The sequence below is a fragment of the Bradyrhizobium sp. AUGA SZCCT0176 genome (assembly GCF_018130145.1).
GTDB lineage: Bacteria > Pseudomonadota > Alphaproteobacteria > Rhizobiales > Xanthobacteraceae > Bradyrhizobium.
The window spans coordinates 162402-185579 of record NZ_JAFCMB010000006.1 but is presented as its reverse complement, the minus strand read 5'-3'; the positions used below and the strand labels follow the sequence as shown (position 1 = coordinate 185579).

Sequence of the window (23178 nt, the reverse complement as noted above, 5' to 3'; positions counted from 1 at the left end):
GCTGATGGACGGAAGCCTCCTATGTTTGACCGCGAAGCAACCAATTGAGGGAAACGACCGATGCGCAGCCAGATGGAAAAAGCCGAACTGTTCCGCGCCCTGCACGCGCGGCCCGGCGCCTTCATCATCCCCAATCCATGGGACGCCGGCACTGCCAAGCTGCTTACGGCGATGGGTTTCGAGGCGCTCGCGACCACCAGCCTCGGGCTTGCCAACACGCTCGGCAGCGCCACCGTCAGCCTCGATGCCATTATCGAGAATTGCCGCGCCATTGCTGACGCGACCGACCTGCCCGTCAATGCCGATCTGGAAAATTGCGGCGCGGATGACCCGAAGACCGCCGCCAAAGCCATCGCGCGCGCGGCCGAAGCCGGCGTGGTCGGCGGCTCGATCGAGGATTCAACCGGCGATCCCAGACGGCCGATTTACGATTTCGCGCTCGCGGTCGAGCGGGTGCATGCGGCGGTAGAAGCCGCCCGCGCGCTGCCTTTTCCGTTCACGCTGACCGCGCGGGCCGAGAACCTGCTGTATGGCCATAATGATCTCGACGACACCATCAAGCGGCTGCAGGCGTTCGAAGCCGCCGGCGCTGACGTGCTCTATTCGCCTGGCGTGCACGACATCGACACCATCCGCACGGTCGTATCGTCGGTCGGAAAACCCTTCAACCTGGTGATGGGTTTTGCCGATCCGACATTGACCGTGCCGCAGATTGCCGCCGCCGGCGTCAAGCGCATCAGCGTCGGCGGCGCGATGGCGCGCGTTGCGCTCGCCGCCTTCCTCAAATGCGCCCGCGAAATGAAGGACCAGGGCGCATTCACCTATGTGCGCGAGATGGCGCCAGTGAAGGAAGTCAGGGCTGCGTTCGCTGCGGCGTGAGGGTGAACTCCGCCGTCATTGCGAGGAGCGTAAGCGGCGAAGCAATCCATTCTCTCTTCGCGTGGCGATATGGATTGCTTCGCGGAGCCTGTCATCGGGCGCGCATTCGCGCGACCCGTTGGCTCGCAATGACGGTCAGGGCTGGTTCAGCCTTCCTTGAAGCCATACTCCGGCACATTCCCCGTGGCGCCATAATATTTGTAGGGCAGGAATTTTCCGGACATCGTGATCTTGACGCGGTCGCCCTTCGGATTGGCGACGCGCTCCATCGCCATGTCGAAGTCGATCGCCGACATGATGCCGTCACCGAACTCCTCCTCGATCAGCGCCTTCCACGCCGGGCCGTTGACCAGCACCATTTCGTAGAAGCGATAGATCAGGGGATCGGTCGGCGGCATCGGCGTGCCGGTGCCGCGCATCGGCACTTCGTTCAGCATCGCTACTTCCGACTTCGACAGCCCGAACAGTTCGCCGGCGTTCGCCGCCTGCGGTTTTGTCAGCTTCATCTGGCCGAGGATGGCGCCGACGATCAGCACTTCGGAATAGCCGCCGATCTGTTCGCAGATGTGCTTCCAGCTCCAACCCTTCTCGCGCTTGATGTCGAGCAGCTTTTCGGTGAGGTCTTCGCGTTTCATGTCTCGTCTCCTGGTGAATGTTTAACGGGCGATCGTCTGAGCCGGGCTGGTCTCGATCATTTTCGGCGACGCGACGATGGTCGGCTCGCTCAGGCCCGGCCGCACGATCGGCACGTTGCGCGGATCGTGGTTGGTTACCGTGGCCGCAAAGGTCTTGCTGCGGCTGACCAGGAAATCGACGATGTGATTGCGCAGCGCGTAGTAATAGGGATGGCGGTGCAGATCGATGCGGCCGCGGTCCTTTGGCAGCGGATTTTCCACGATCTCGGCGAGCACCGCGCCGGGGCCGTTGGTCATCAGGAAAATCTTGTCGGCGAGATAGATCGCTTCATCCACGTCATGCGTGATCATGAACGCGGTCTGCCCGGTCTCAAGGCAGATGCGGCGCACCTCGTCCTGCAGCGTGCCGCGCGTCAGCGCATCGAGCGCCGAAAACGGCTCGTCCATCAGCATGATCTTCGGGGTGATCGAAAGCGCGCGTGCGATACCGACGCGCTGCTTCATGCCGCCAGACAATTCCGACGGGCGCTTGTGCTCGGAGCCGGTCAACCCGACCAGATCGATGAACTTCTGCGCATGCGCCTTCACCTTGGCGCGGTCCCAGTTGCGCCATTTCGAGGTGACGGCATAAGAGACATTGCCGAGCACCGTGCGCCACGGCAGCAGCGCGTGGCTCTGGAAGATCACGGCGCGGTCGAGGCTGGTGCCTTCGATCGCCTGCCCGTCGACAATGACGGCGCCCTCGCTGGGCTCATCGAGGCCGGCGAGGATGTTCAGCACGGTGGTCTTGCCGCAACCGGAATGGCCGATCACGCAGCCGAATTCGCCGCGCGACATCGACAGCCAGAGATCCTCGAACACGCTGATCTGGCCGCCATCAGCGCCGGGATAACGCCGCGCGATGCCCTCGATCGAGATGAACTTGTCGGTCATCGCTCTACTCCGGGAACGTGACCATGCGCGTGAACCGCGCAAGGATCTGGTCGAGCAGCATGCCGACGATGCCGATCAGCAGGATGGCGATGATGACATTGGTGATCGAAAGGTTGTTCCACTCGTTCCAGACGAAGTAGCCGATGCCGGTGCCGCCGACCAACATTTCGGCCGCGACGATCACGAGCCAGGCGATGCCGATCGAGATCCGCATGCCCGTGAGAATGGTCGGCGCCGCCGCCGGCAGGATCACCGTGAAGGCGCGCCTGACGGTGCCGACTTCGAGCGTGCGGGCGACGTTGATCCATTCCTTGCGCACGGCGGCGACGCCAAAGCTGGTGTTGAGCAGCATCGGCCATACCGAGCAAATGAAGATCACGAAGATCGCGGAAATGCTGGAATCCTTGATGGTGTAGAGCGCGAGCGGCATCCAGGCCAGCGGCGAGATCGGCTTCAGCACCTGGATGAACGGGTCGAGCGCCTTGCTGAACAGCGGCGACATGCCGATCAGGAAGCCGAGCGGTATCGCGACGATCACAGCCAGGAAATAGCCGAGGCCGACGCGGGCGATGGAATAGCCGAGCTGGATTCCGAGCCCCTTGTCATTGGGCCCGTTGTCGTAGAACGGGCTCTTCAGGTGTTCCCACAGCTTCGCGCCGACATCGAGCGGTCCCGGCATCGCCGACTTGCCGGCGGTCGCGGTCAGCCCCATCAGCTTGGCGTATTCCGGCGTCATGTTGGCGACGGTGCCGGTGCCGCGCGTCGAAATGTGCCAGATGCCGAGGAACGCGGCGAACAGCACGATCGACACGATCGCCGCGCGGAAACGAAGAGATGAGGTCATCGGGCGAAATCTCTCAACACGTCGTCCCGGCGAAGGCCGGAACCCATACTCCGCGGCGGTGATAATGAAGGAAGGTCGCTGACATCATGCCCAATCGAAATGACACGGCGTATGGGTCCCGGCCTTCGCCGGGACGACAGCGGCAAACGTAGTTGCGCTCCCGCCATCACGAAGCCTTCCTGATCTTGAAGCTGGCGAGGTAATCCTCGGGCTTGGCCGGATCGAAGGTCTTGCCCATCACCGAAAAACTCTTGGTGGTGGTGGTCGGCGGCGTCAGCCCCGCCTCTTTCATCAGCCTTGTGGCGTCGGTGGCGAGATAGACTTGCGCCGCGATGCCGGCATAGTCGACGTCGCCCTTGAGCTGACCCCAACGCTTCATCTGCGTCATGATCCAGATCGCAAAGGACTGCCAGGGGAACGGATCGAAATCGACGCGGTTCGGCTGGGTCACGACATTGCCAAGGCCATCGGCAAACGTGCCGGTGAGAATCTGCTCCAGCACGATCTGCGGCTGGTTCAAATAATTCGCGGGCGCGATGGCCTCCGCGATCTGCTTGCGGTTCTCGGCCTTGTGCGCAAACGCAGTGGCTTCGATGATCGATTTGAGCAGCGCGCTGTAGGTGTTCGGCATCGAGGTGATGAATTCCTTCGATGCGGCAAAGGCGCAGCAGGGATGCCCCTCCCAGATATCCTTGGTCAGGATGTGGATGAAGCCGACGCCGTCATAGACCGCCCGCTGGTTCATCGGATCGGGGCCGAGGAAGCCGTCGATATTGTCGGCGCGCAGGTTGGCAACCATTTCCGGCGGCGGCACCGCGCGGATCTGCACGTCGGCATCCGGATCGATGCCGTGCTCGGCGAGATAATAGCGCAGCAGATAATTGTGCATGGAGTAGTCGAACGGAACGGCAAATTTAAAGCCCTTCCAGGTTTTCGGGTCGCGCTTGTCCTTGTGCTTGACCGCGAGCGTGATGGCCTGACCGTTGATGTTTTCGACCGCGGGCATCGTATAGGGCAACGGATTGGAGCCGACGCCCATCGTGATCGCGAGCGGCATCGGCGACAGCATGTGGGCTGCGTCGTATTCCTTGTTGATGGTCTTGTCGCGAATGACGGCCCAGCCGGCGGTCTTGATGACTTCGACGTTGAGGCCGTTCTTGGCGTAAAACCCCATCGGCGCCGCCATGATGATCGGCGTCGCGCAGGTGATCGGAATGAAGCCGACCTTGAGGTCCTTCTTCTCCAGCGGCCCGCCTTGCGCGAAGGCCTCGGTCGCGGTTTTGAGCGGGAAGAATTGCGACAGCGCGGCGGCGGCGGTCGCCGCTCCCACCGATTTCAGGAAGGCGCGGCGCGCCACATCCTGCGGAAACATCGCGCGCATCACGGCGGATGCGACCACGTTCTCAAAGCGGGCCTCTTCGGAAGCCGCCACCGCCGGCTGCAGCGCAAGCTGCGCGTCGGCATCATGTTCGGCATCGCTAACGTGCCTGCCGCAGCAGCAACCCTGGGCATGGAGTCGGCGGGCGGGATCGAACGGATTGTCGAACGTGGACATGAAACCTCCTGCGTGACGCTGGGGTCAATTACGCAAGGAGTGTGCCAGCCATATCAGACCGCGTTTATCGAATTGACGCAGTGATTTAGCTGGTTTGTTGTCGATTACGAAAAATCGTGATACACGAAAACTCGTAGCTAAATTACGAGTTCTCGGAGTTTTGGGAATGGACTCGACGCCGCATTTGCATGCCGCAACGGCGCGCGATCTCGATCTGCGCACCCTCACCTTCGACTATCTGGTCGAGCCGACGTTGCTGCTCGACCCCGACACCGACGAAATCATCGATGCCAATCCCGCCGCTTGCACCCTGCTCGGCTACGACCGCACGCTGCTGCGGGAAACCAAATTCAGCGCGCTGCATGCCGGGCAAGTGCCTGCGCTGATCGTGTTCAGCCAGGCGGTGCTCGACAAGGGTGCCTACTGGACCAACACACTGACGCCGCGCCACGCCACCAGCCAGAAGCTGCGGCTGGAATATACGGGATCGATGCTGCCGCATGATGGACGCGCGCTGATCCTGCTCACGATGAGCGATCTCGAACAGCGCCGCCGCCGCTATGTCGATGCCACCGCCGAGGACCATATGCGCGGCGGGCTCGCCGCCTGGCAGCGCGTCGAGCGCGTGTTCCAGGACATCGAGCGTGAGAACCAGTTGATCCTGCGCGCCGCCGGCGAAGGCATCTACGGCGTCAACGCCGAGGGCAAGACCACCTTCGTCAATCCGGCCGCAGAAAGGATGCTGGGGTGGACCGCCGAGGAACTGGTCGGCAAGGCCATTCATCCAATCGTTCACCACAGCCACCACGACGGCAGTCATTACCCCGATGAGGACTGTCCGATCTATGCGGCGTTCCGCGACGGCGCGGTCCACAACGTCGATGGCGAGGTGTTCTGGCGCAAGAACGGTTCTCCGGTATGGGTCGAGTACACCTCGACGCCGATCCGCGACCGCGGCACGGTCGTCGGCGCCGTGATCGTGTTTCGCGACGTCAGCCACCGCCGCGAAGCGGACGAAAAACTGCACGCCGCACTCACCGAAGTCGACCGGCTGCGCGAGCGGCTGGAACTGGAAAACGCCTATCTGCAGGAAGAAATCCGGATCGAGACCAACCCGCGCGGCATCATCGGGCAGAGCGAAGCGATCCAGAAGACGCTGCGCCAGGTCAAACTGGTCGCGCCGACCACGGCCGCCGTGATGATCACTGGCGAGTCCGGCACCGGCAAGGAATTGATCGCGCGCGCCATTCATGAAGCCAGCAACCGCCGCGACCGGCCGCTGATCCGCGTCAATTGCGCGGCGATCCCGCGCGAACTGTTCGAGAGTGAATTCTTCGGGCACGTCAAAGGCGCCTTCACCGGCGCGGTGCGCGACCGCATCGGAAGGTTCGAACTCGCCGATGGCGGCACGCTGTTTCTTGACGAGGTCGGCGAAATCCCGCTGGAGCTGCAGGGCAAGCTGCTCCGCGTGCTGCAGGAGGGAAATTTCGAGCGCGTCGGCGAGGAGCGCACCCGCACCGTCGATGTGCGCGTGATCGCCGCCACCAACCGGAACCTGAAGCAGGAAGTGCAGCGCGGCCGCTTTCGCGAGGATTTGTATTTCCGGCTCAACGTGTTTCCGGTGGAGTCCGTGCCCCTGCGCGACCGCCGCGAGGACATTCCGCTGCTGGCCCAGCATTTCCTGATGAGCGAGAGCAACGAGCTGAAGTCCGATTTGCGGCTGTCGGAGGGCGATGCGCGGCGGCTGCAGCGTTACGACTGGCCGGGCAATGTCCGCGAACTGCAGAACGTGATCGAGCGCGCGGCGATCTTGTCGCAGAATGGACGGCTGCGGATCGACCTGCCGGATTCGGTTGGCGCGCATTCGCCGGCCAGCGCCAGCCGCCAGAAGAGCGACGTGCGGCCGGCCGTCATGACGTCAGCCGAGATGCGCGATCACGAGCGCGCCAACATCCTGGCCGCCCTTGCCGCCTGCAACGGCAAGGTGTTCGGCGCCGGCGGCGCCGCCGAGCTGATCGACCTCAAGCCGACCACGCTGGCGTCGCGCATGAAGGCGCTCGGGATTTCGGCCGGCCGTTCGCGGCAGGCCAGAGCCTGATCGGGACTGACTCGTCTTAACCAGGCTGACGCAGGCTGGCCTCCAGCCGCCCGAGTTCGGTCTCCAGGTCTCTCTCCACGTCCGCCACCCGCATCTCGACCACCCGGTAGTCGCGCGCCTCCAGCCAGCTCCGCCGCGCGGCACGGTCGGCGACGATCGCCTCCGACTCGGACGAGTTGACCAGTTCGATCGCGACCCGGTGCACGAAGGTGACGAAGTCGGGGATGTGGCGGCCGATCGGAGTCTGGCGTTTGAATTGGCCGGCGAAGCGGCGGTCGCGGGTCAGCGCCTGCCACAGCATGCGCTCGGCGTCGGTCGGATTGCGGCGCAGCAATCGGGCCAGGCCACGGACGGTTCCGCCGCTCTCCGACGGCGAAGCCGCCTGGCCATGCTCAGCCAGCAGGGCGCGCAACCTCGTCGCCTGCTCGCCGTCGAGCACGCCGCCCTTGGCCGGACCCTTGCGCCCCTCGGCGATCGCCATGACAACCCCGTGGAGGGTGTGCATGTCCTGCTTGGTCGGGTCCATCCGGGTAAAGATGTTGCGCAGGTTGACCAGCATGGTGTCCCGCTTCTCGGCCGGGCGCAGGAACTCGACCTTGTCGAGTTCCCGGACGAGGTTGTCGAAGAAGGCCTGCATCTGATGCTGGGAGGCCGGCTCTGACCTTTCGGGCATCGCGAACGGGAGCGCGCCGCCGGTCGAAAGCTTGAACCACTCATAGCCGATCAAGAGCACCGCCTGCGCTAGGTTGAGGGAGGCGAAACCAGGGTTGACCGGGAAGGTGATGATCCGGTTGGCGAGCGCGACCTCCTCGTTCTGGAGACCGTAGCGCTCCCGGCCGAACATGATGCCGACCCCGCCTCGGTCGGCGACATGGGCCACGATCTCAGCCGCGGCATCGGCAGGTGCCACCACCGGCTTGGCCTGGTCGTGAGCGCGGGCGGTGGTCGCAAATAGCAGGCTCAGATCCGCGACCGCCTGCTCGACCGTTTCGAACAATTCAGCGCTTTCCAAAATCTGATCGGCGCCGGCCGCCGCGCGTTGCGCCGCCACGTTCGGCCAGCCGTCGCGCGGATTCACGATTCTTAAACGGGAAAGAGCGAAGTTGCCCATCGCTCGCGCGGCCATGCCGATATTCTCGCCGAGCTGTGGTTCGACAAGGATCACAACAGGTCCAGCTAAGTCCAAACCAGACTTGGTTTTATCGGTCCCAGACCCGGACATTTCTCGCGTCGCTTTCTGATTCAAGTTCGGAAGCTGATTCAACTTCTGAAGGTTTTGAATCAGGATGCGAAGCACCTGATTCAAAACCTCATTCCATGTCTCGATGACCGGCCACAACAGCGGCCAGAATTCTCAAGCCAGATAACGGGCTTAGTAGCGTTTCCGAAAGTTCGGTCAAAGCCTGAATTGGGCTTGATCGCTCGCAGCTTGTACGCCCACGGCTTTCGGATAGGCTAACAATCACACTCAAAGCGAAGCTGCAAACAAACAGGCGGCCGGTTCAACGGCTGAGGCCAAAAGAGGAGACGTCCATGCGCGGCAGATGGTCGTTGGCGATTGTCGGTTTCCTCCTCATTCTGGCCGGCGGACTGCTGGCCCATTTGACCCAGACGTCCGGCGGCATCCGGATCCAGGAAGTCAGGTTCAAGGGCGCCAAGGGCAACACCATGAGTGCCCTGCTCTACATCCCGGCAAATGCCACGCCGCAGATTCCGGCGCCGGGCATTCTGGCGGTCCACGGCTACATCAATTCGCGCGAGACCCAGGACGGCTTTGCCATCGAGTTCGCCCGCCGCGGCTATGTCGTCCTCGCCCTCGACCAGACCGGCCACGGCTATAGCGACCCGCCCGCCTTCGCCAACGGTTTTGGTGGTCCGGACGGACTGGCCTATCTGCGCAGCCTCGACTTCGTCGACAAGACCAATATCGGCCTCGAGGGTCATTCGATGGGTGGTTGGACCGTGCTGGCCGCAGCGACCGCCATGCCCAACGACTACAAGTCGATGGTGCTGGAGGGGTCGTCGACCGGCAAGCCGTTCGCCGCCGACGGCACCCCGACCTGGCCGCGGAACACGGCGCTCGTGTTCGCCCAATACGAGGAATTTTCGACCCTGATGTGGGGCGTCGATCGGGCCCGCGACGTCGCCCAGAGCCCAAAGCTGTGGGCGATGTTCGGCACCCAGGGACCGGTCGAGCCCGGCAAGGTCTATGGCGACATCGCCCAGGGAACCGCGCGGGTGCTCTACACCCCCGCCATCACCCACCCGGCCGAGCACATCTCCCATGAAGCGATCGGCTACAGCCTCGACTGGTTCGCCAAGACGTTGAAGGGCGGCACGCCGCTGCCGGTCGACGACCAGATCTGGTTCCGCAAGGAAATCGGCACGCTGATCGCCCTGCTCGGCTTTGTCGCCCTCCTGATCGGGGCCTTCGACGCCCTGCTGGAAGCCAAAATGTATTCCCGCCTGCGGCTGCCCGAGATCGCCGACGGCACCATGCCGGCACATTCGGCGGCAGACGGCCGGCGCTGGACCACCGCCTTCATCCTGACCGCGTTCATCCCGGCGCTGACCTACTATCCAGCCTTCGCGCTGGCGGGCACTTTTGTAAAACCGTCGGCCTGGCTGCCGCAGGGGATTACCAACCAGATCATGGTCTGGGCCGTCATCAATGCCCTGATCACGCTGGCCCTGATGCCGTTCGCGCCCAAGCGGGCCAGCCGGGCCGGTATTGTCGGCCAGTCGGTCATCATCGCGGTCGCCACCGTTGCGATCGGTTATGCGGCGCTGTGGCTGGCCGATCTCGCCTTCAAGATCGACTTCCGGTTCTGGATCGTGGCGATGAAGCTGATGAGCGCCAAGCAAGCGATGATTTTCCTGATCTACCTGGTGCCGTTCACGGCCTTCTTCGTGGTGGCGCTGCATGTGCTGCACCGGAATTTCTCGACCATGGCGGCGGGGCGTGCCGGGCTTTACCTCACCAACATCCTGGCGCTGACGCTGGGCTTCATCGTGCTGCTGGTATTACAATACGGCACGCTTTGGTTGACCGGAAAGCTGTTCAACCCGCTGCCAGATCCCGGCTTCGTGCCGCTGTCGACCATCGTCGCCATCCAGTTCGTGCCGCTACTGGCGATCTGCGCCGTGGTCGCGACCTTCACCTGGCGGCGGACCGGCTCCAGCCTGCCCGGCGCCCTGATCTGCGGCCTGTTCGTGACCTGGTATGTGGTGGCGGGAACAGCGACGCAGGCAGCGTTCTGAGGGAAATCTTGCTGCGAACCGCGTCCGCGCGCACCGCGACAAAGCTTCATGTCTTCGCAGCAACAGCGCCGTCCGCATACGCCCAGGCCTTCACATGCGTCCCTGATCGGACGTCAGCAGGCGGGACAGTTGGCGCCGACCGACACCGCCAAGGCGCTGCAGGCGGCGCGCGGCTGCCCCGATGCGTGGTATCGCGTTCAGGCTCTCGCCTCGGTTGCGGAATACGCGGACCCAAGCGCGGCCCTGTCTATCCTGGAAGAGGCCGCGCGTGAGGCGCCATCATGCCATGACGCCTATGGCACAGTGGCCGTGATGGCGTGGCCGATCGGCGTAGCGTTCAAGCAGGGGCGACTTGTCTTTGCCGAGCGCGAACTCAAAAAGTGCCTTGATCTGGCCTCTCGAATTGAGCCCCACGCATCGAAGGCCTACGCGCTTGAGATTCTCTGGGGCGCCTGCTTCGCGGAGCATCCCAGCCATGCCAATGCGGTGTGGCGCAGAATTCTGGAGCTTTGCCATCCGGACCGCAGCTGGCGTGCCGCCCGGCTCTATCTGCACATCGCCGAGATCCATCACCGGCAGAACCGCGGCGCCGCCGCCGTGATCCGCGCCATGCCACCCGGCAAGGCGCGAAGCTGGCTGGAACGGCGTTTCGGGCTCGCCTGAAAACCAGCCATATCCGCACCGCCAATCGCCTTCCAGCCCGCGTTTTCGGATGCTATAGCGACGGCACCACCATCCCATCCGCCGCTAAACGCGCGGTTTTCCAAAAAAGGCCCCCTCCGTCATGGCAAAAATCAAGGTGACCAACCCCGTCGTCGAACTCGATGGCGACGAGATGACCCGGATCATCTGGCAGTACATCAAGGACAAGCTGATCAACCCGTTCCTTGACGTGAACCTGATGTATTTCGACCTTGGGATGGAATACCGCGACAAGACCAATGACCAGGTCACGATCGACGCCGCCAACGCCATCAAGAAGGTCGGCGTCGGCGTCAAATGCGCCACCATCACCCCGGACGAGGCCCGGGTGAAGGAATTCGGCCTCAAGGAAATGTGGAAGTCGCCCAACGGCACCATCCGCAACATCCTCGGCGGCGTGGTGTTCCGCGAACCGATCATCTGCAAGAACGTGCCGCGCCTGGTGCCCGGCTGGACCAAGCCGATCATCATCGGCCGTCACGCCTTCGGCGACCAGTACCGCGCCACTGATTTCAAGTTCCCCGGCAAGGGCACGCTGACGATGAAATTCGTCGGCGACGACGGCCAGGTGATCGAGCGCGAAGTCTACAAGTCGCCGGGCGCCGGCATTGCGCTTGCGATGTACAATCTCGACGACTCGATCGCCGATTTCGCCCGCGCCTCGTTCAACCAGGGCCTCGCCAAGAGCTACTCGGTCTATCTCTCGACCAAGAACACCATCCTGAAAACCTATGACGGGCGGTTCAAGGACATCTTCCAGGACATCTACGACAAGGAATTCAAGGCCAAGTTCGAGGCGAAGAAGATCACCTATGAACACCGCCTGATCGACGACATGGTGGCGGCGGCGATGAAGTGGTCCGGCGGCTATGTCTGGGCCTGCAAGAACTACGACGGCGACGTGCAGTCCGACACGGTGGCGCAGGGCTATGGCTCGCTCGGCCTGATGACCTCGGTGCTGATGACGCCGGACGGCGACACCGTGGAAGCCGAGGCCGCGCATGGCACGGTGACGCGGCACTACCGCGAGCACCAGAAGGGCAAGGAAACCTCGACCAACTCGATCGCCTCGATCTTCGCCTGGACCCGCGGCCTGTCGCACCGCGCCAAGCTCGACAACAACGAGGAACTGGCGAAGTTTGCCAACACGCTGGAGAAGGTTTGCGTCGACACCGTCGAGGCCGGCTACATGACCAAGGACCTTGCGCTCCTGGTCGGCGCCGACCAGCGCTGGCTCTCCACGACAGGCTTCCTCGACAAGGTCGCGGAGAACCTCACCAAGGCGATGGCAGCGAAGTAAGCCGCCTCGTCATCGGCAAGACTATTAACGTCATGGCGAGCGAAGCTTCCGCTTCTCGCCATGACGAGTTCGGAGTATCGCCATGCCTCCTCTTCGGATTGCCGCGATTACCCTCCTGCTGCTTGCGAGTTCAGCGACCACACGCGCCGCCGAACCGCTTCCCGAAGCCATCGGCGCACCAGGCCAAAGCGTCGTCGTGACCCTGCATGCCGAAGGCGCGCAGGTCTACGAATGCAAGGCCGGCGCCGACGGCAAGGCGATCTGGTCGTTCCGCGAACCGATCGCGACGCTGCTCGCCGACGGCAAGACCGTCGGCCGCCACTACGCCGGACCGAATTGGGAACACAGCGACAGCAGCGCGGTGGCCGCCAAGGTCGCCGGCAACGCCCCCGGCGCGACCGCAAACGACATCCCTTGGCTGAAGCTCGAAGTGACCTCCCGGCGCGGCAGCGGCGTCCTGGCCGATGTTACCACGGTGCAGCGGATCAACACCAAAGGCGGCAAGCACGAAGGCGCATGCGAGACCGTCGGCAGCTTCCTCAACGTGCCTTACTCGGCAGACTATGTGTTCCTGCGCAAGGGCTGAGGACGGGGCCTAGTACATTTGGCCCTTCTGCCGGCATGCGCTCGTGCCGCTGGGCTTTGTCGTAACCAAACTAAGCGCCCGCCATGGCCTTTTCGATCGCCGACAACGCCGCATCGGCCTTGGCGCCGTCGGGCCCGCCGGCTTGAGCCATGTCGGGCCGCCCGCCGCCGCCCTTGCCGCCGAGCGTTGCCGAGGCGATCTTGACGAGATCGACTGCGCTGAAGCGCGAGGTCAGGTCGGCGGTGACGCCGACCACCACGCCGGCCTTGCCATCCTCGGTGACGCCGACGATCGCAACCACGCCGGAGCCAATCTGCTTCTTGCCGTCGTCGACGAGACTCTTCAGATCCTTGGTCTCGACGCCTTCGACCGCACGCGCCAGGAGCTTGACGCCGCCCGCTTCGCGCACGCCGCCGGTAGCCGCAGCGCCATTGCCTCCGCCGCCGCCCATCGCGAGCTTCTTGCGTGCATCCGACAGGTCGCGCTCGAGTTTCTTGCGCTCTTCCACCAGCGCGGCAATGCGCGCCGGCATCTCTTCGACCGAGGTGCGCAGCTCGCCGGCCGCGTTCCTCGCAAGCTGCATGGTGTCGTTGGCGTGCTTGCGCGCATGCCGTCCGGTCAGCGCCTCGATGCGGCGAACGCCGGAGGCAACCGCGCTTTCGCCGGTCACTGAAATGAGGCCGATGTCGCCGGTACGGCGAACATGGGTGCCGCCGCACAATTCCACCGACCAGCCGAGCGTGTTCTGGCCCTGGTCGCGGGCCTGCTTGCCCATCGACACCACGCGCACCTCATCGCCATATTTTTCGCCGAACAGTGCGCGCGCCCCGGCCTCGCGGGCGTCGTCTACCGCCATCAGGCGCGTCGTGACTTCGTCATTCTCCAGCACCACCTCGTTGGCGATATCCTCGATGCGCGCGATTTCTTCCGCCGTGATCGGCTTCTGGTGCACGAAATCGAATCGCAAGCGATCGGGCGCCACCAGCGAGCCGCGCTGGGCGATGTGGTCGCCGAGCACCTGGCGCAGCGCCTCGTGCAGCAGATGCGTCGCCGAGTGATGCGCCCGGATCGAGGAGCGCCTGATATGGTCGACCTCGAGCTGCAAGGCGGTGCCGACCTTCAGCGTGCCCTGCTCCACCGTGCCCAGATGCACGAATAGATCGCCGGCCCGCTTCTGCGTATCGGTGACGCGGAACTTGACGTCCTTGCCGATCATCACGCCGGTGTCGCCGACCTGGCCGCCGGACTCGGCATAAAACGGCGTCTGGTTGAGAACGATCGATCCTGTCTCGCCGGCCTTGAGGCTGTCGGCATCCTTGCCGTCCTTCACCAGCGCGGAAACCACGCCCTCGGCGCTCTCGGTTTCATAACCGAGGAACTCGGTGGCGCCGAGTTTTTCGCGCAGCGGAAACCAGACGGTCTCGCTCGCGGTATCGCCCGATCCCGCCCACGACGCACGCGCCTTCTCTTTCTGCTTTTCCATCGCATCAGTGAACGAGGCGAGATCGACGCTGATGCCGCGCGACTTCAATGCATCCTGGGTCAGATCGAGCGGGAAACCGTAGGTGTCGTACAGCGTGAAGGCGGTATCGCCGTCGAACATGTCGCCCTTCTTCAGCGAACTGCTCTTCTCGTCGAGGATCGACAGGCCGCGCTCGAGCGTCTTGCGGAAGCGCGTCTCTTCCAGCCGCAGCGTTTCCTCGATCAGCTTTTCGCCTCGCACCAGATCCGGATAGGCCTGGCCCATCTCGCGCACCAGCGCCGAAACGAGACGATGCATCAGCGGATCGCGCGCGCCGAGCAACTGCCCGTGGCGCATCGCGCGGCGCATGATCCGGCGCAGCACATAGCCGCGGCCTTCGTTCGAGGGCAGCACGCCGTCGGCAATCAGGAACGACGATGCGCGCAGGTGATCCGCGATCACGCGGAACGACGCCACGTTCTGCTCCTCCGGTCCGTGCCCGAGCGCGGACGCGGTGGCATCGATCAGGTGACGGAACAGATCGGTTTCGAAGACGCTCTCGACGCCCTGCAGGATGCAGGCCATGCGCTCCAGCCCGAGGCCGGTGTCGATCGAGGGACGCGGCAGCGGCACGCGCTCCTCCTTCGTCACCTGATCGAACTGCATGAAGACCAGGTTCCAGAATTCGAGGAAGCGATCGCCGTCCTCCTCCGGGCTGCCCGGAGGCCCGCCCCAGATGTGCTCGCCGCGGTCGATAAAGATCTCGGAGCATGGACCGCAGGGACCGGTATCGCCCGCGGCCCAGAAATTGTCTGATGTCGCGATGCGGATGATGCGGTCGTCGGAGAAGCCGGCGATCTTCTTCCAGTAGCGCGCCGCCTCGTCGTCGTCGTGGTAGATGGTGACGAGCAGCTTGTCCTTGTTCAGCCCGAAACCCTTGGTGACCAGGTTCCAGGCGAGCTCGATCGCACGCTCCTTGAAGTAATCGCCGAACGAGAAATTGCCGAGCATCTCGAAGAACGTGAGATGGCGCGCGGTGTAGCCGACATTGTCGAGGTCGTTGTGCTTGCCGCCGGCGCGGACGCATTTCTGCGACGTCGTAGCGCGCTGATAGGCGCGCTTCTCGATGCCGGTGAAGACGTTCTTGAACTGCACCATACCGGCCGCCGTGAACATCAAGGTCGGGTCGTTGCGCGGCACCAGCGGCGACGACGGCACGATCTCGTGGCCGTTCTCGGCAAAATAGTCCAAAAATTTCGACCTGATCTCGTTGACGCCGCTCATGTTCATCCAATCGGAAATAGGACCGGGTCAGGCCGCAAATAGCCTTCTCTGCCGGCGCAACGCTTTTAGACAAGGCCAAAGGCGGTGTCCAGAAACTGTGCAGGCGGATCATAGGCTTGCCGCAGCACACAAGACTGGTTGATAGCTGCCGCCGTGCGTTGACAGCCATGGTGGCGCCGTGTTTTCCTGCCTATGTTCAAGACGTCACGTCGGGAGAGATCGGCTTAAGCGCCGGCGCCGAAGGAGCAACCGCCCCGGAAACTCTCAGGCAAACGGACCCCGTGACGGACTAGCATCTGGAAAGAGACGCCGAAGGGCTTTGGCCCAGGGGTGTCCGCCGACGGGATAATACTCTCAGGCACAGCGACAGATGGGGCTTTCTTTGGGTTTTCGGGGGCTGGTCCCCGAACCCTGGAGGGTCCTTGGGATGCTGGCGAGCGACGAATCTCCTTTACATCACACACCCTTGCACGCGCTCCATGTGGCACGCGGCGGCAAGATGGTTCCGTTCGCCGGCTATGAAATGCCGGTGCAGTACGCCGCCGGCGTGCTCCGGGAACACCAGCACACGCGCAGCGCTGCCGGCCTGTTCGACGTCTCGCATATGGGCCAGCTCGCGCTACGGCCGAAATCCGGCAAGGTCGAGGACGCCGCACTGGCGCTGGAGCGGCTGGTGCCGCAGGACATCGTGGCGGTGGCGCCCGGGCGGCAACGCTACGCGCAGTTCACCAATCCCGATGGCGGCATTCTCGACGACCTGATGGTGGCGAATTTCGGCGACCATCTGTTTCTGGTGGTCAACGCCGCCTGCAAGGCCGAAGACGAGGCGCATCTGCGCGCGCACCTTTCGGATGTCTGCATGATCGATTCGCTGGCCGACCGCGCGCTGATCGCGCTGCAGGGGCCGAAGGCCGAATCCGCGCTGGCGAAGTTTTGTGCAGATGTCGGCGGGATGAAATTCATGGACACCGGTCCGCGCAAGGTCGCGGGCTTCGACTGCTTCGTTTCGCGCTCCGGCTATACCGGCGAAGACGGGTTTGAGATTTCGGTTCCGGCTGAACACACCGAAGCGCTGGTGACCGCGCTGCTGGAGAACAGCGACGTGCTGCCGATCGGATTGGGCGCCCGCGACAGCCTGCGGCTCGAGGCCGGACTTTGTTTGTACGGCCACGACATCGACACCACGACCAGCCCGGTCGAGGGCGCGCTGGAATGGTCGGTGCAGAAAAGCCGGCGAACTGGCGGCGCGCGTGCCGGCGGTTTCCCCGGCACTGAGGCCATTCTTGCCCATTTTGAAAAAGGCGCCGCGCGCCGCCGCGTCGGCCTGCGGCCCGAAGGCCGCGCGCCGGTGCGCGAAGGCGCGGTGTTGTTTGCCGATAGCTCCTCGGCCCAGCCGATCGGCAAGGTCACCTCAGGCGGTTTCGGCCCGAGCCTCAATGCCCCCGTCGCGATGGGCTATCTGCCGTCGTCACTCGCCACAACCGGCACGCAAGTTTTCGCCGAAGTCCGCGGCCAGCGCCTGCCGCTGCAGGTCGCGCCCATGCCATTCGTTCCCAACACCTATAAACGCTGAAGGAAGTCTCATGACGATCTTGTTCACAACTGACCATGAATGGCTCCGCATCGAGGGCGATGTCGCCACCATCGGCGTCACGGATTATGCGCAGTCGCAGCTTGGCGACGTCGTGTTCGTCGAACTGCCCAAGGTCGGTCGCAGCCTGAAGAAGGCGGAGGCCGCCGCCGTGGTCGAATCCGTCAAGGCCGCCTCCGACGTCTACGCGCCGATCTCCGGCGACGTGCTCGAAGTCAACGAGGAACTCGCCGCCGAACCCGCGCTGGTGAATTCCGACGCCGCCGGCAAGGCCTGGTTCTTCAAGCTGAAGATCAAGGACAAGAGCGAACTCGATGGCCTGATGGACGAGGCCGCCTACGCCAAGCACACCGCGTGAGAAGATGAAGCGCTTCATAACCACATATCCGGTGTCATCGTCCGCGAAGGCGGACGATCCAGTACGCCGTGACATCTCGATTCAACCGCTGAAGCCAGTGATTACTGGATGCCCCGCCTTCGCGGGGCATGACGGCGAATAAAGAGGAATAGCCATGAACGCGCCGCTCAAGCATACCAACGAGGCCGCCACCGATTTCGTGCGCCGCCACATCGGCCCCTCCCCCCGCGACATCGCGGCGATGCTGGAGAGCGCCGGCGCCAAGAGCCTCGGCGAGTTGATGAGCCAGACGCTGCCGTCCTCGATCCGGCAGAAGACGCCGCTCGATCTCGGGCGCGCGTTGAGCGAGACCGAAGCGCTGGCGCATATGGGGGAACTCGCCGCGCAGAACCAGGTGTTCACCTCGCTGATCGGCCAGGGCTATTCCGGCACCATTCTGCCCGCCGTGATCCAGCGCAACATCCTGGAGAGCCCGGCCTGGTACACGGCGTACACGCCGTACCAGCCCGAGATCAGCCAGGGCCGGCTGGAGGCGCTGTTCAACTTCCAGACCATGATCTGCGATCTCACCGGCCTCGACGTCGCCAACGCCTCGTTGCTCGACGAGGCCACGGCCGCCGCGGAAGCGATGGCGCTGGCGGAGCGCTTCTCTGGCGTGAAGAGCAAATCGTTCTTCGTCGATGCGGACGTGCATCCCCAGACGCTGGCGCTGCTCCGCACCCGCGCCGAGCCGCTGGGCTGGAAACTGATCGTCGGCGATCCCCTCGCCGATCTCGACAAGGCGGACGTGTTGGGTGCGCTGCTGCAATACCCCGGCAGTTCCGGCGCAGTGCGTGATCTGCGCCCCGCGATTGCGTCGCTGCGCGCCAAGGGGGCGCTTGCCGTCGTCGCCGCCGATCTGCTCGCGCTGACGCTGCTGGCCTCGCCCGGCGAACTCGGCGCGGACATTGCAATCGGATCGGCGCAGCGCTTTGGCGTGCCGATGGGCTATGGCGGACCGCATGCCGCCTATATGGCGGTGCGCGACGCGCTGAAGCGCTCGCTGCCCGGCCGCATCGTCGGGCTGTCGGTGGATTCGCGCGGCGAGCCGGCCTATCGCCTCGCGCTGCAGACCCGCGAGCAGCACATCCGCCGCGAAAAAGCCACCTCCAACATCTGCACCGCGCAGGTGCTGCTGGCGGTGATCGCCTCGATGTACGCGGTCTATCACGGCCCCGAAGGACTGACGTACATCGCGCGCCAGGTGCACCGGCGCGCCGCCGTGCTGGCGGCGGGATTGAGCAAGCTCGGCTTTGCGCCGGCGTCACAGAATTTCTTCGACACCGTCACGGTGGCGACTGCTGCGAAGCAGGACGAGATCGTCGCGCGCGCCCGCACTGAGAGGATCAATCTGCGGATCAGTGACGGCACGCTCGGCATTGCCGTGGACGAGACCACGACGCCGGCCGTGATCGAGGCGGTGTGGCGCGCGTTCGGCGGCAAATTGTCCTACGCGGAAATCGAGATTGGCGTACGCGAGGACCTTCCGCCCGAGTTGAAGCGCGCCACCGCGTTCCTGACCCATCCGGTGTTTCACGCCCACCGCTCCGAGACCGAGCTGCTGCGCTACATGCGCAAGCTCAGCGATCGCGATCTCGCGCTCGACCGCGCGATGATTCCACTCGGCTCCTGCACCATGAAGCTCAACGCCACGGCGGAAATGATCCCGCTGACCTGGGCCGGGTTCGGCAGCCTGCATCCGTTTGCTCCGAACGAACAGGCCAAGGGTTATCACGCGCTATTTGCGCGGCTGGAAAAATGGCTGTGCGACATCACCGGCTATGACGCGATTTCGCTGCAGCCGAATTCCGGCGCGCAGGGCGAATATGCCGGGCTGCTCGCGATCCGCGGCTATCACGCCGCGCGCGGCGAGCCGCATCGCAAAATCTGCCTGATCCCCTCCTCCGCGCACGGCACCAACCCGGCCTCCGCCGCGATGGTCGGCATGGACGTGGTGGTGGTCGCCTGTGACATCAGAGGCGACGTCGACGTAGATGATCTGCGCGCGAAGGCCGAGAAGCATTCGAAAAATCTCGCCGCGATCATGATCACCTATCCCTCGACGCATGGCGTGTTCGAGGAGCATATCCGCGATATCTGCGACATCGTGCACGGCCATGGCGGACAGGTCTATCTCGACGGCGCCAACATGAATGCGCAGGTCGGCCTGTCGCGGCCCGGCGATTACGGCGCCGACGTCAGCCACCTCAATTTGCACAAGACGTTCTGCATTCCGCATGGCGGCGGCGGGCCCGGCATGGGACCGATCGGCGTCAAGGCGCACCTCGCGCCGTTCCTGCCCGGCCACCCAGCGACCGATGGCGCTACCCCGCATCCGATCGGGCCGGTATCGGCCGCCCCGTTCGGCTCGGCATCGATCCTCACGATCTCCTACATCTACATCCTGATGATGGGCGGCGAAGGCCTCACGCGGGCGACCGAGATCGCGATTCTCAACGCCAACTACATCGCGAGCAAACTCGATCCGCATTTCCCCGTGCTGTACAAAAATGCAAAAGGCCGCGTCGCGCATGAATGCATCGTCGATCCCCGCCCGCTCAAAGCGACCAGCGGCGTCACCGTCGACGACATCGCGAAAAGGCTGATCGACTACGGCTTCCATGCTCCGACCATGAGCTTTCCGGTGCCGGGCACGCTGATGATCGAGCCGACCGAATCGGAATCGAAGGCGGAGCTGGATCGCTTCTGCGACGCCATGATTGCGATCCGTAACGAGATCGCCGAGGTCGAAAGCGGCCGCTGGAAGATCGAGGCCTCGCCGCTGCGCCACGCCCCGCACACCGTGCACGACATCGCCGACGATGCCTGGGCCCGCGCCTACAGCCGCGCCGAGGGCTGCTTCCCGGCCGGCACGTCGCGGACGGACAAATACTGGTGCCCGGTCGGCCGCGTCGACAACGTCTATGGCGACCGCAACCTGGTGTGCTCGTGCCCGCCGGTGGAGGATTACGCGCAGGCAGCGGAGTAAGCTTCGTCGCGCAATATCACTCGTCATGCGCGGGCTTGACCCGCGCATCCATCTAGAAGATTCCTTCGAAGGAAATGGATTGCCGGGTCAAGCCCGGCAATGACACCAGCAAAACGGGCACTGAAGACGTCGGCAACTCAACGTCCTCAGCACCCGCTATGTCGAAACCCGGATCATGCGATCCGAGGTCCGGAAAATCCTACTCGTCGGCCGGCTCTTCGCCGTCGGCGTCGCGCTCGGGGGGACCGGCCAGAATCTGTTCGGCGATCAGGCCGGAGTTCTGGCGGATCGCGGCCTCGATCTTTGCGGTCATGTCGGGATTGGCCTTGAGGAACGCCTTCGAGTTCTCACGCCCCTGCCCGAGCCGTTGACTGTCATAGGAGAACCAGGCGCCGGACTTCTCGACGATGCCGGCCTTGACGCCGAGGTCGAGGATTTCGCCCATTTTGGAGACGCCCTCGCCATACATGATATCGAATTCGACCTGCTTGAACGGCGGCGCCAGCTTGTTCTTTACGACCTTGACGCGGGTCTGGTTGCCGACGACTTCATCGCGCTCCTTGATCGCGCCGATACGTCGGATGTCGAGGCGAACCGAGGCGTAAAACTTCAGCGCATTGCCGCCGGTGGTGGTTTCCGGCGAGCCGTACATCACCCCGATCTTCATGCGGATCTGGTTGATGAAGATCACCATGGTGTTGGATTTGTTGATCGAGGCGGTGAGCTTGCGCAGCGCCTGGCTCATCAGCCGCGCCTGCAGGCCGGGCAGCGCATCGCCCATCTCGCCTTCGAGTTCGGCCTTCGGCACCAAGGCGGCGACGGAATCCACCACCAGCACGTCGACCGCACCCGAGCGCACCAGCGTGTCGCAGATTTCCAGCGCCTGCTCGCCGGTGTCGGGCTGCGAGATCAGGAGCTCGTCGATGTTGACGCCGAGCTTGCGGGCATAGACCGGGTCGAGCGCATGTTCGGCGTCGATGAAGGCGCAGATGCCGCCCTTCTTCTGGGCTTCGGCCACCGTATGCAGCGCCAGCGTGGTTTTGCCTGAGGATTCCGGCCCGTAGATTTCGACGACGCGGCCTCTCGGCAGGCCGCCGACGCCGAGCGCGATGTCCAGCCCGAGCGAGCCCGACGAAATCGTCTCGATATCCATCGAGCGATCGTTCTTGCCCAGCTTCATCACAGAACCCTTGCCGAACTGGCGCTCGATCTGGGAGAGCGCGGCGGACAGGGCCTTGGTCTTATCCATGGAGGATCCTTCGACGATACGCAGGGCAGTGGCGGACATGGGTGCTCCTTATGGCGGGGATTCGCTAGCGGGACAAACGGACGACGAGGATCTCAGGGGATTCGACTGACGGTGAATGCTTGTACCACCTTTGTTCTATGTTCGCAATATGTTCTTTTAGAGAGATCGGTGCTGGCCCCTCTCAACCCCATTCTAAGTTAATGATCCCTTGTGATTTTTGAGGTGGCCCCTTTTGGCCCTCACCAGCGCCGCGATGTTGCCGCGCTCTGTTCATCCCCCTAAATGGGTAGGCCGAACCGGCCGGTACTGGCTTGTTTCGACCCCTAGTGGTGGCCGAAGTTGAAATGCGCAGTGGCCTTTTTTGGAGTGTTCACTTCGGAACCGACGTCCGGGATTGGAATTTTATAGGATCGGACATGCAAACCCTACGGTTAGGACCCGTCAGCAACGAGGTTGTATCATGCAGCGTCGCCGATCCGTTCCTCACACATTTGAAGATCGAATTGCAGCTGAGAAGGCCCGGTTGGAAGCACAGGTAACCAAGCTCAAACCTGGTCCTCAGAAGGAAGTGCTGCTCAGGAAGATCAGGCAGCTAGAGACGGCCTCTCACATCAACGAGTGGCTTTCCTCTCCTGGACTTCAACCACCAGAACCAGCCTAGAAAAGTAAGGCCGCCCTCAGTTGGCGGCCCTCTTTCCTTTGCAGGAACGCTTTCGTGACGACTGTCACAGTCGCCCCGATAGCCGCCCGACATACTCGCTCCAGATCAACGGCGCACAAGGGCGCCGCAACGCGGAGCGGGACCATGAACAACCAGAATGAAATTCGCGAACTGACCGATGCGGAGCGACTGACCGACGATGCGCTTGAATCGGTCTCAGGGGGTAAAGTCATTTCGAAGGGCGTCATCAATTCGAGTGCAATCAGCCTTCCGAAACCCAGCTACCCGCCCGTCGCGTAAACGAGGCCGCCCGAGTCGGCACTGCCCGTAGTTCTCCGACCGTGAACAAGGCTCCGAGGCCGCCTCCGTTGCCGGCCCCTTCTTCGTCATCGTCCTCCAAGACTTCCTTTTGCTTTTGGCCTCGAGCAACTTTGATCAAGTTTGCCGATCTCTATCGGTCCATCTTCCCTTCGACCAATAACCGCACATTGATTTCGCGAACGACTTGTTGCGCATCCAACCCGCAGCCAGCGTATTGCGATCCTGATCGTTGTATCTCTCACCAGCAAAGGGCGCGCTGCCACCATCATTCGGGAAACTGGCTATCGAAGCACTGGCGCTTGCCGTGCCCTCGAAGCTGTCTTAAGCGCGCCCAAAGAAACGGCCCCAGCCTCGGGGAAGAGGCACTGGGGCCGCTTGTGCCGCCGGGGCAATTGGGACTGGCAGCGCCTTCACAACTCCGCCCATTGCCA

At 63.5% G+C, this 23178-nt stretch carries 17 protein-coding genes and 1 riboswitch; of the genes, 10 read left to right on the top strand and 7 right to left on the bottom strand.

The window, feature by feature from the left end; genetic code table 11:
- Nucleotides 1-60 precede the first annotated feature (60 nt).
- Entirely contained in the window at nt 61-879 is an 819-nt protein-coding gene (locus JQ600_RS17045; RefSeq protein ID WP_212264375.1) for an oxaloacetate decarboxylase, read from the top strand.
- Between the two features lie 146 nt (nt 880-1025).
- Here the strand turns inward: JQ600_RS17045 and cynS are convergent, their stop codons facing one another.
- From cynS to JQ600_RS17025, 4 genes are all read right to left on the bottom strand, one after another.
- Nucleotides 1026-1514 (bottom strand): cyanase, encoded by a 489-nt coding sequence (gene cynS, locus JQ600_RS17040; RefSeq protein ID WP_212204518.1) that lies wholly within the window; start codon nt 1512-1514, stop codon nt 1026-1028.
- 21 nt (nt 1515-1535) lie between these two features.
- Nucleotides 1536-2447: an ABC transporter ATP-binding protein gene (locus tag JQ600_RS17035; RefSeq protein ID WP_212264374.1), complete on the bottom strand. Its 912-nt coding sequence runs from the start codon at nt 2445-2447 to the stop codon at nt 1536-1538.
- A gap of 4 nt (nt 2448-2451) precedes the next feature.
- Entirely contained in the window at nt 2452-3291 is an 840-nt protein-coding gene (ntrB, locus tag JQ600_RS17030; protein ID WP_212387099.1) for a nitrate ABC transporter permease, read from the bottom strand.
- 166 nt (nt 3292-3457) lie between these two features.
- The gene (locus JQ600_RS17025) at nt 3458-4846 is read right to left on the bottom strand and encodes a CmpA/NrtA family ABC transporter substrate-binding protein (protein WP_212387101.1); all 1389 of its coding nucleotides are present in this window, start codon (nt 4844-4846) and stop codon (nt 3458-3460) included.
- 166 nt (nt 4847-5012) lie between these two features.
- On the opposite strand from JQ600_RS17025, the gene JQ600_RS17020 reads away from it, so the two are divergent.
- On the top strand, nt 5013-6944 hold the full coding sequence (locus tag JQ600_RS17020) for a sigma 54-interacting transcriptional regulator (protein WP_212387115.1): 1932 nt from the start codon (nt 5013-5015) through the stop codon (nt 6942-6944).
- A 16-nt stretch (nt 6945-6960) separates the two neighbouring features.
- Here JQ600_RS17020 and JQ600_RS17015 read toward each other — a convergent pair whose 3' ends face one another.
- Entirely contained in the window at nt 6961-8166 is a 1206-nt protein-coding gene (locus JQ600_RS17015; RefSeq protein WP_212387330.1) for a TrmJ/YjtD family RNA methyltransferase, read from the bottom strand.
- Nucleotides 8167-8477: 311 nt separating this feature from the next.
- On the opposite strand from JQ600_RS17015, the gene JQ600_RS17010 reads away from it, so the two are divergent.
- From JQ600_RS17010 to JQ600_RS16995, 4 genes are all read left to right on the top strand, one after another.
- The gene (locus tag JQ600_RS17010; protein WP_212387118.1) at nt 8478-10205 is read left to right on the top strand and encodes a S9 family peptidase; all 1728 of its coding nucleotides are present in this window, start codon (nt 8478-8480) and stop codon (nt 10203-10205) included.
- Nucleotides 10206-10253: 48 nt separating this feature from the next.
- Nucleotides 10254-10868 carry a hypothetical protein gene (locus tag JQ600_RS17005; RefSeq protein ID WP_212489986.1) on the top strand — a complete coding sequence of 205 codons (615 nt, stop codon included), beginning with the start codon at nt 10254-10256 and terminating at the stop codon, nt 10866-10868.
- Nucleotides 10869-10989: 121 nt separating this feature from the next.
- Nucleotides 10990-12207, top strand: coding sequence for an NADP-dependent isocitrate dehydrogenase (locus JQ600_RS17000; RefSeq protein ID WP_212264367.1), 1218 nt, complete (start codon nt 10990-10992; stop codon nt 12205-12207).
- Between the two features lie 82 nt (nt 12208-12289).
- Entirely contained in the window at nt 12290-12793 is a 504-nt protein-coding gene (locus tag JQ600_RS16995) for a DUF3455 domain-containing protein (protein WP_212387122.1), read from the top strand.
- A gap of 70 nt (nt 12794-12863) precedes the next feature.
- On the opposite strand, the gene alaS is transcribed toward JQ600_RS16995, so the two are convergent.
- A complete protein-coding gene (alaS, locus tag JQ600_RS16990; RefSeq protein WP_212387124.1) occupies nt 12864-15539 on the bottom strand; it encodes an alanine--tRNA ligase in 2676 nt (891 codons plus the stop codon).
- 199 nt (nt 15540-15738) lie between these two features.
- Nucleotides 15739-15829: riboswitch (glycine riboswitch) on the top strand.
- Between the two features lie 137 nt (nt 15830-15966).
- Here alaS and gcvT point away from each other — a divergent pair.
- The 3 genes from gcvT (at nt 15967) to gcvP (ending at nt 20516) form a co-directional block, all read left to right on the top strand.
- A complete protein-coding gene (gcvT, locus tag JQ600_RS16985) occupies nt 15967-17112 on the top strand; it encodes a glycine cleavage system aminomethyltransferase GcvT (RefSeq protein WP_212387126.1) in 1146 nt (381 codons plus the stop codon).
- Between the two features lie 10 nt (nt 17113-17122).
- Nucleotides 17123-17488, top strand: coding sequence for a glycine cleavage system protein GcvH (gene gcvH / locus JQ600_RS16980; protein WP_212264363.1), 366 nt, complete (start codon nt 17123-17125; stop codon nt 17486-17488).
- Between the two features lie 154 nt (nt 17489-17642).
- Nucleotides 17643-20516 carry an aminomethyl-transferring glycine dehydrogenase gene (gene gcvP, locus JQ600_RS16975; RefSeq protein WP_212387128.1) on the top strand — a complete coding sequence of 958 codons (2874 nt, stop codon included), beginning with the start codon at nt 17643-17645 and terminating at the stop codon, nt 20514-20516.
- 199 nt (nt 20517-20715) lie between these two features.
- Here the strand turns inward: gcvP and recA are convergent, their stop codons facing one another.
- On the bottom strand, nt 20716-21804 hold the full coding sequence (recA, locus tag JQ600_RS16970; RefSeq protein ID WP_212264360.1) for a recombinase RecA: 1089 nt from the start codon (nt 21802-21804) through the stop codon (nt 20716-20718).
- Nucleotides 21805-22570: 766 nt separating this feature from the next.
- Between recA and JQ600_RS16965 the strand changes: the two genes are divergently transcribed.
- Nucleotides 22571-22726, top strand: a complete 156-nt coding sequence (locus JQ600_RS16965; protein ID WP_212264359.1) for a hypothetical protein — start codon at nt 22571-22573, stop codon at nt 22724-22726.
- Nucleotides 22727-23178: the final 452 nt, after the last annotated feature.

Coding starts and splice junctions, on each gene's coding strand:
- JQ600_RS17045 (WP_212264375.1), top strand. CDS start 61: ATGCGCAGCCAGATGGAAAAAGCCGAACTGTTCCGCGCCCTGCACGCG.
- cynS (WP_212204518.1), bottom strand. CDS start 1,514: ATGAAACGCGAAGACCTCACCGAAAAGCTGCTCGACATCAAGCGCGAG.
- JQ600_RS17035 (WP_212264374.1), bottom strand. CDS start 2,447: ATGACCGACAAGTTCATCTCGATCGAGGGCATCGCGCGGCGTTATCCC.
- ntrB (WP_212387099.1), bottom strand. CDS start 3,291: ATGACCTCATCTCTTCGTTTCCGCGCGGCGATCGTGTCGATCGTGCTG.
- JQ600_RS17025 (WP_212387101.1), bottom strand. CDS start 4,846: ATGTCCACGTTCGACAATCCGTTCGATCCCGCCCGCCGACTCCATGCC.
- JQ600_RS17020 (WP_212387115.1), top strand. CDS start 5,013: ATGGACTCGACGCCGCATTTGCATGCCGCAACGGCGCGCGATCTCGAT.
- JQ600_RS17015 (WP_212387330.1), bottom strand. CDS start 8,166: ATGTCCGGGTCTGGGACCGATAAAACCAAGTCTGGTTTGGACTTAGCT.
- JQ600_RS17010 (WP_212387118.1), top strand. CDS start 8,478: ATGCGCGGCAGATGGTCGTTGGCGATTGTCGGTTTCCTCCTCATTCTG.
- JQ600_RS17005 (WP_212489986.1), top strand. CDS start 10,254: ATGTCTTCGCAGCAACAGCGCCGTCCGCATACGCCCAGGCCTTCACAT.
- JQ600_RS17000 (WP_212264367.1), top strand. CDS start 10,990: ATGGCAAAAATCAAGGTGACCAACCCCGTCGTCGAACTCGATGGCGAC.
- JQ600_RS16995 (WP_212387122.1), top strand. CDS start 12,290: ATGCCTCCTCTTCGGATTGCCGCGATTACCCTCCTGCTGCTTGCGAGT.
- alaS (WP_212387124.1), bottom strand. CDS start 15,539: ATGAGCGGCGTCAACGAGATCAGGTCGAAATTTTTGGACTATTTTGCC.
- gcvT (WP_212387126.1), top strand. CDS start 15,967: ATGCTGGCGAGCGACGAATCTCCTTTACATCACACACCCTTGCACGCG.
- gcvH (WP_212264363.1), top strand. CDS start 17,123: ATGACGATCTTGTTCACAACTGACCATGAATGGCTCCGCATCGAGGGC.
- gcvP (WP_212387128.1), top strand. CDS start 17,643: ATGAACGCGCCGCTCAAGCATACCAACGAGGCCGCCACCGATTTCGTG.
- recA (WP_212264360.1), bottom strand. CDS start 21,804: ATGTCCGCCACTGCCCTGCGTATCGTCGAAGGATCCTCCATGGATAAG.
- JQ600_RS16965 (WP_212264359.1), top strand. CDS start 22,571: ATGAACAACCAGAATGAAATTCGCGAACTGACCGATGCGGAGCGACTG.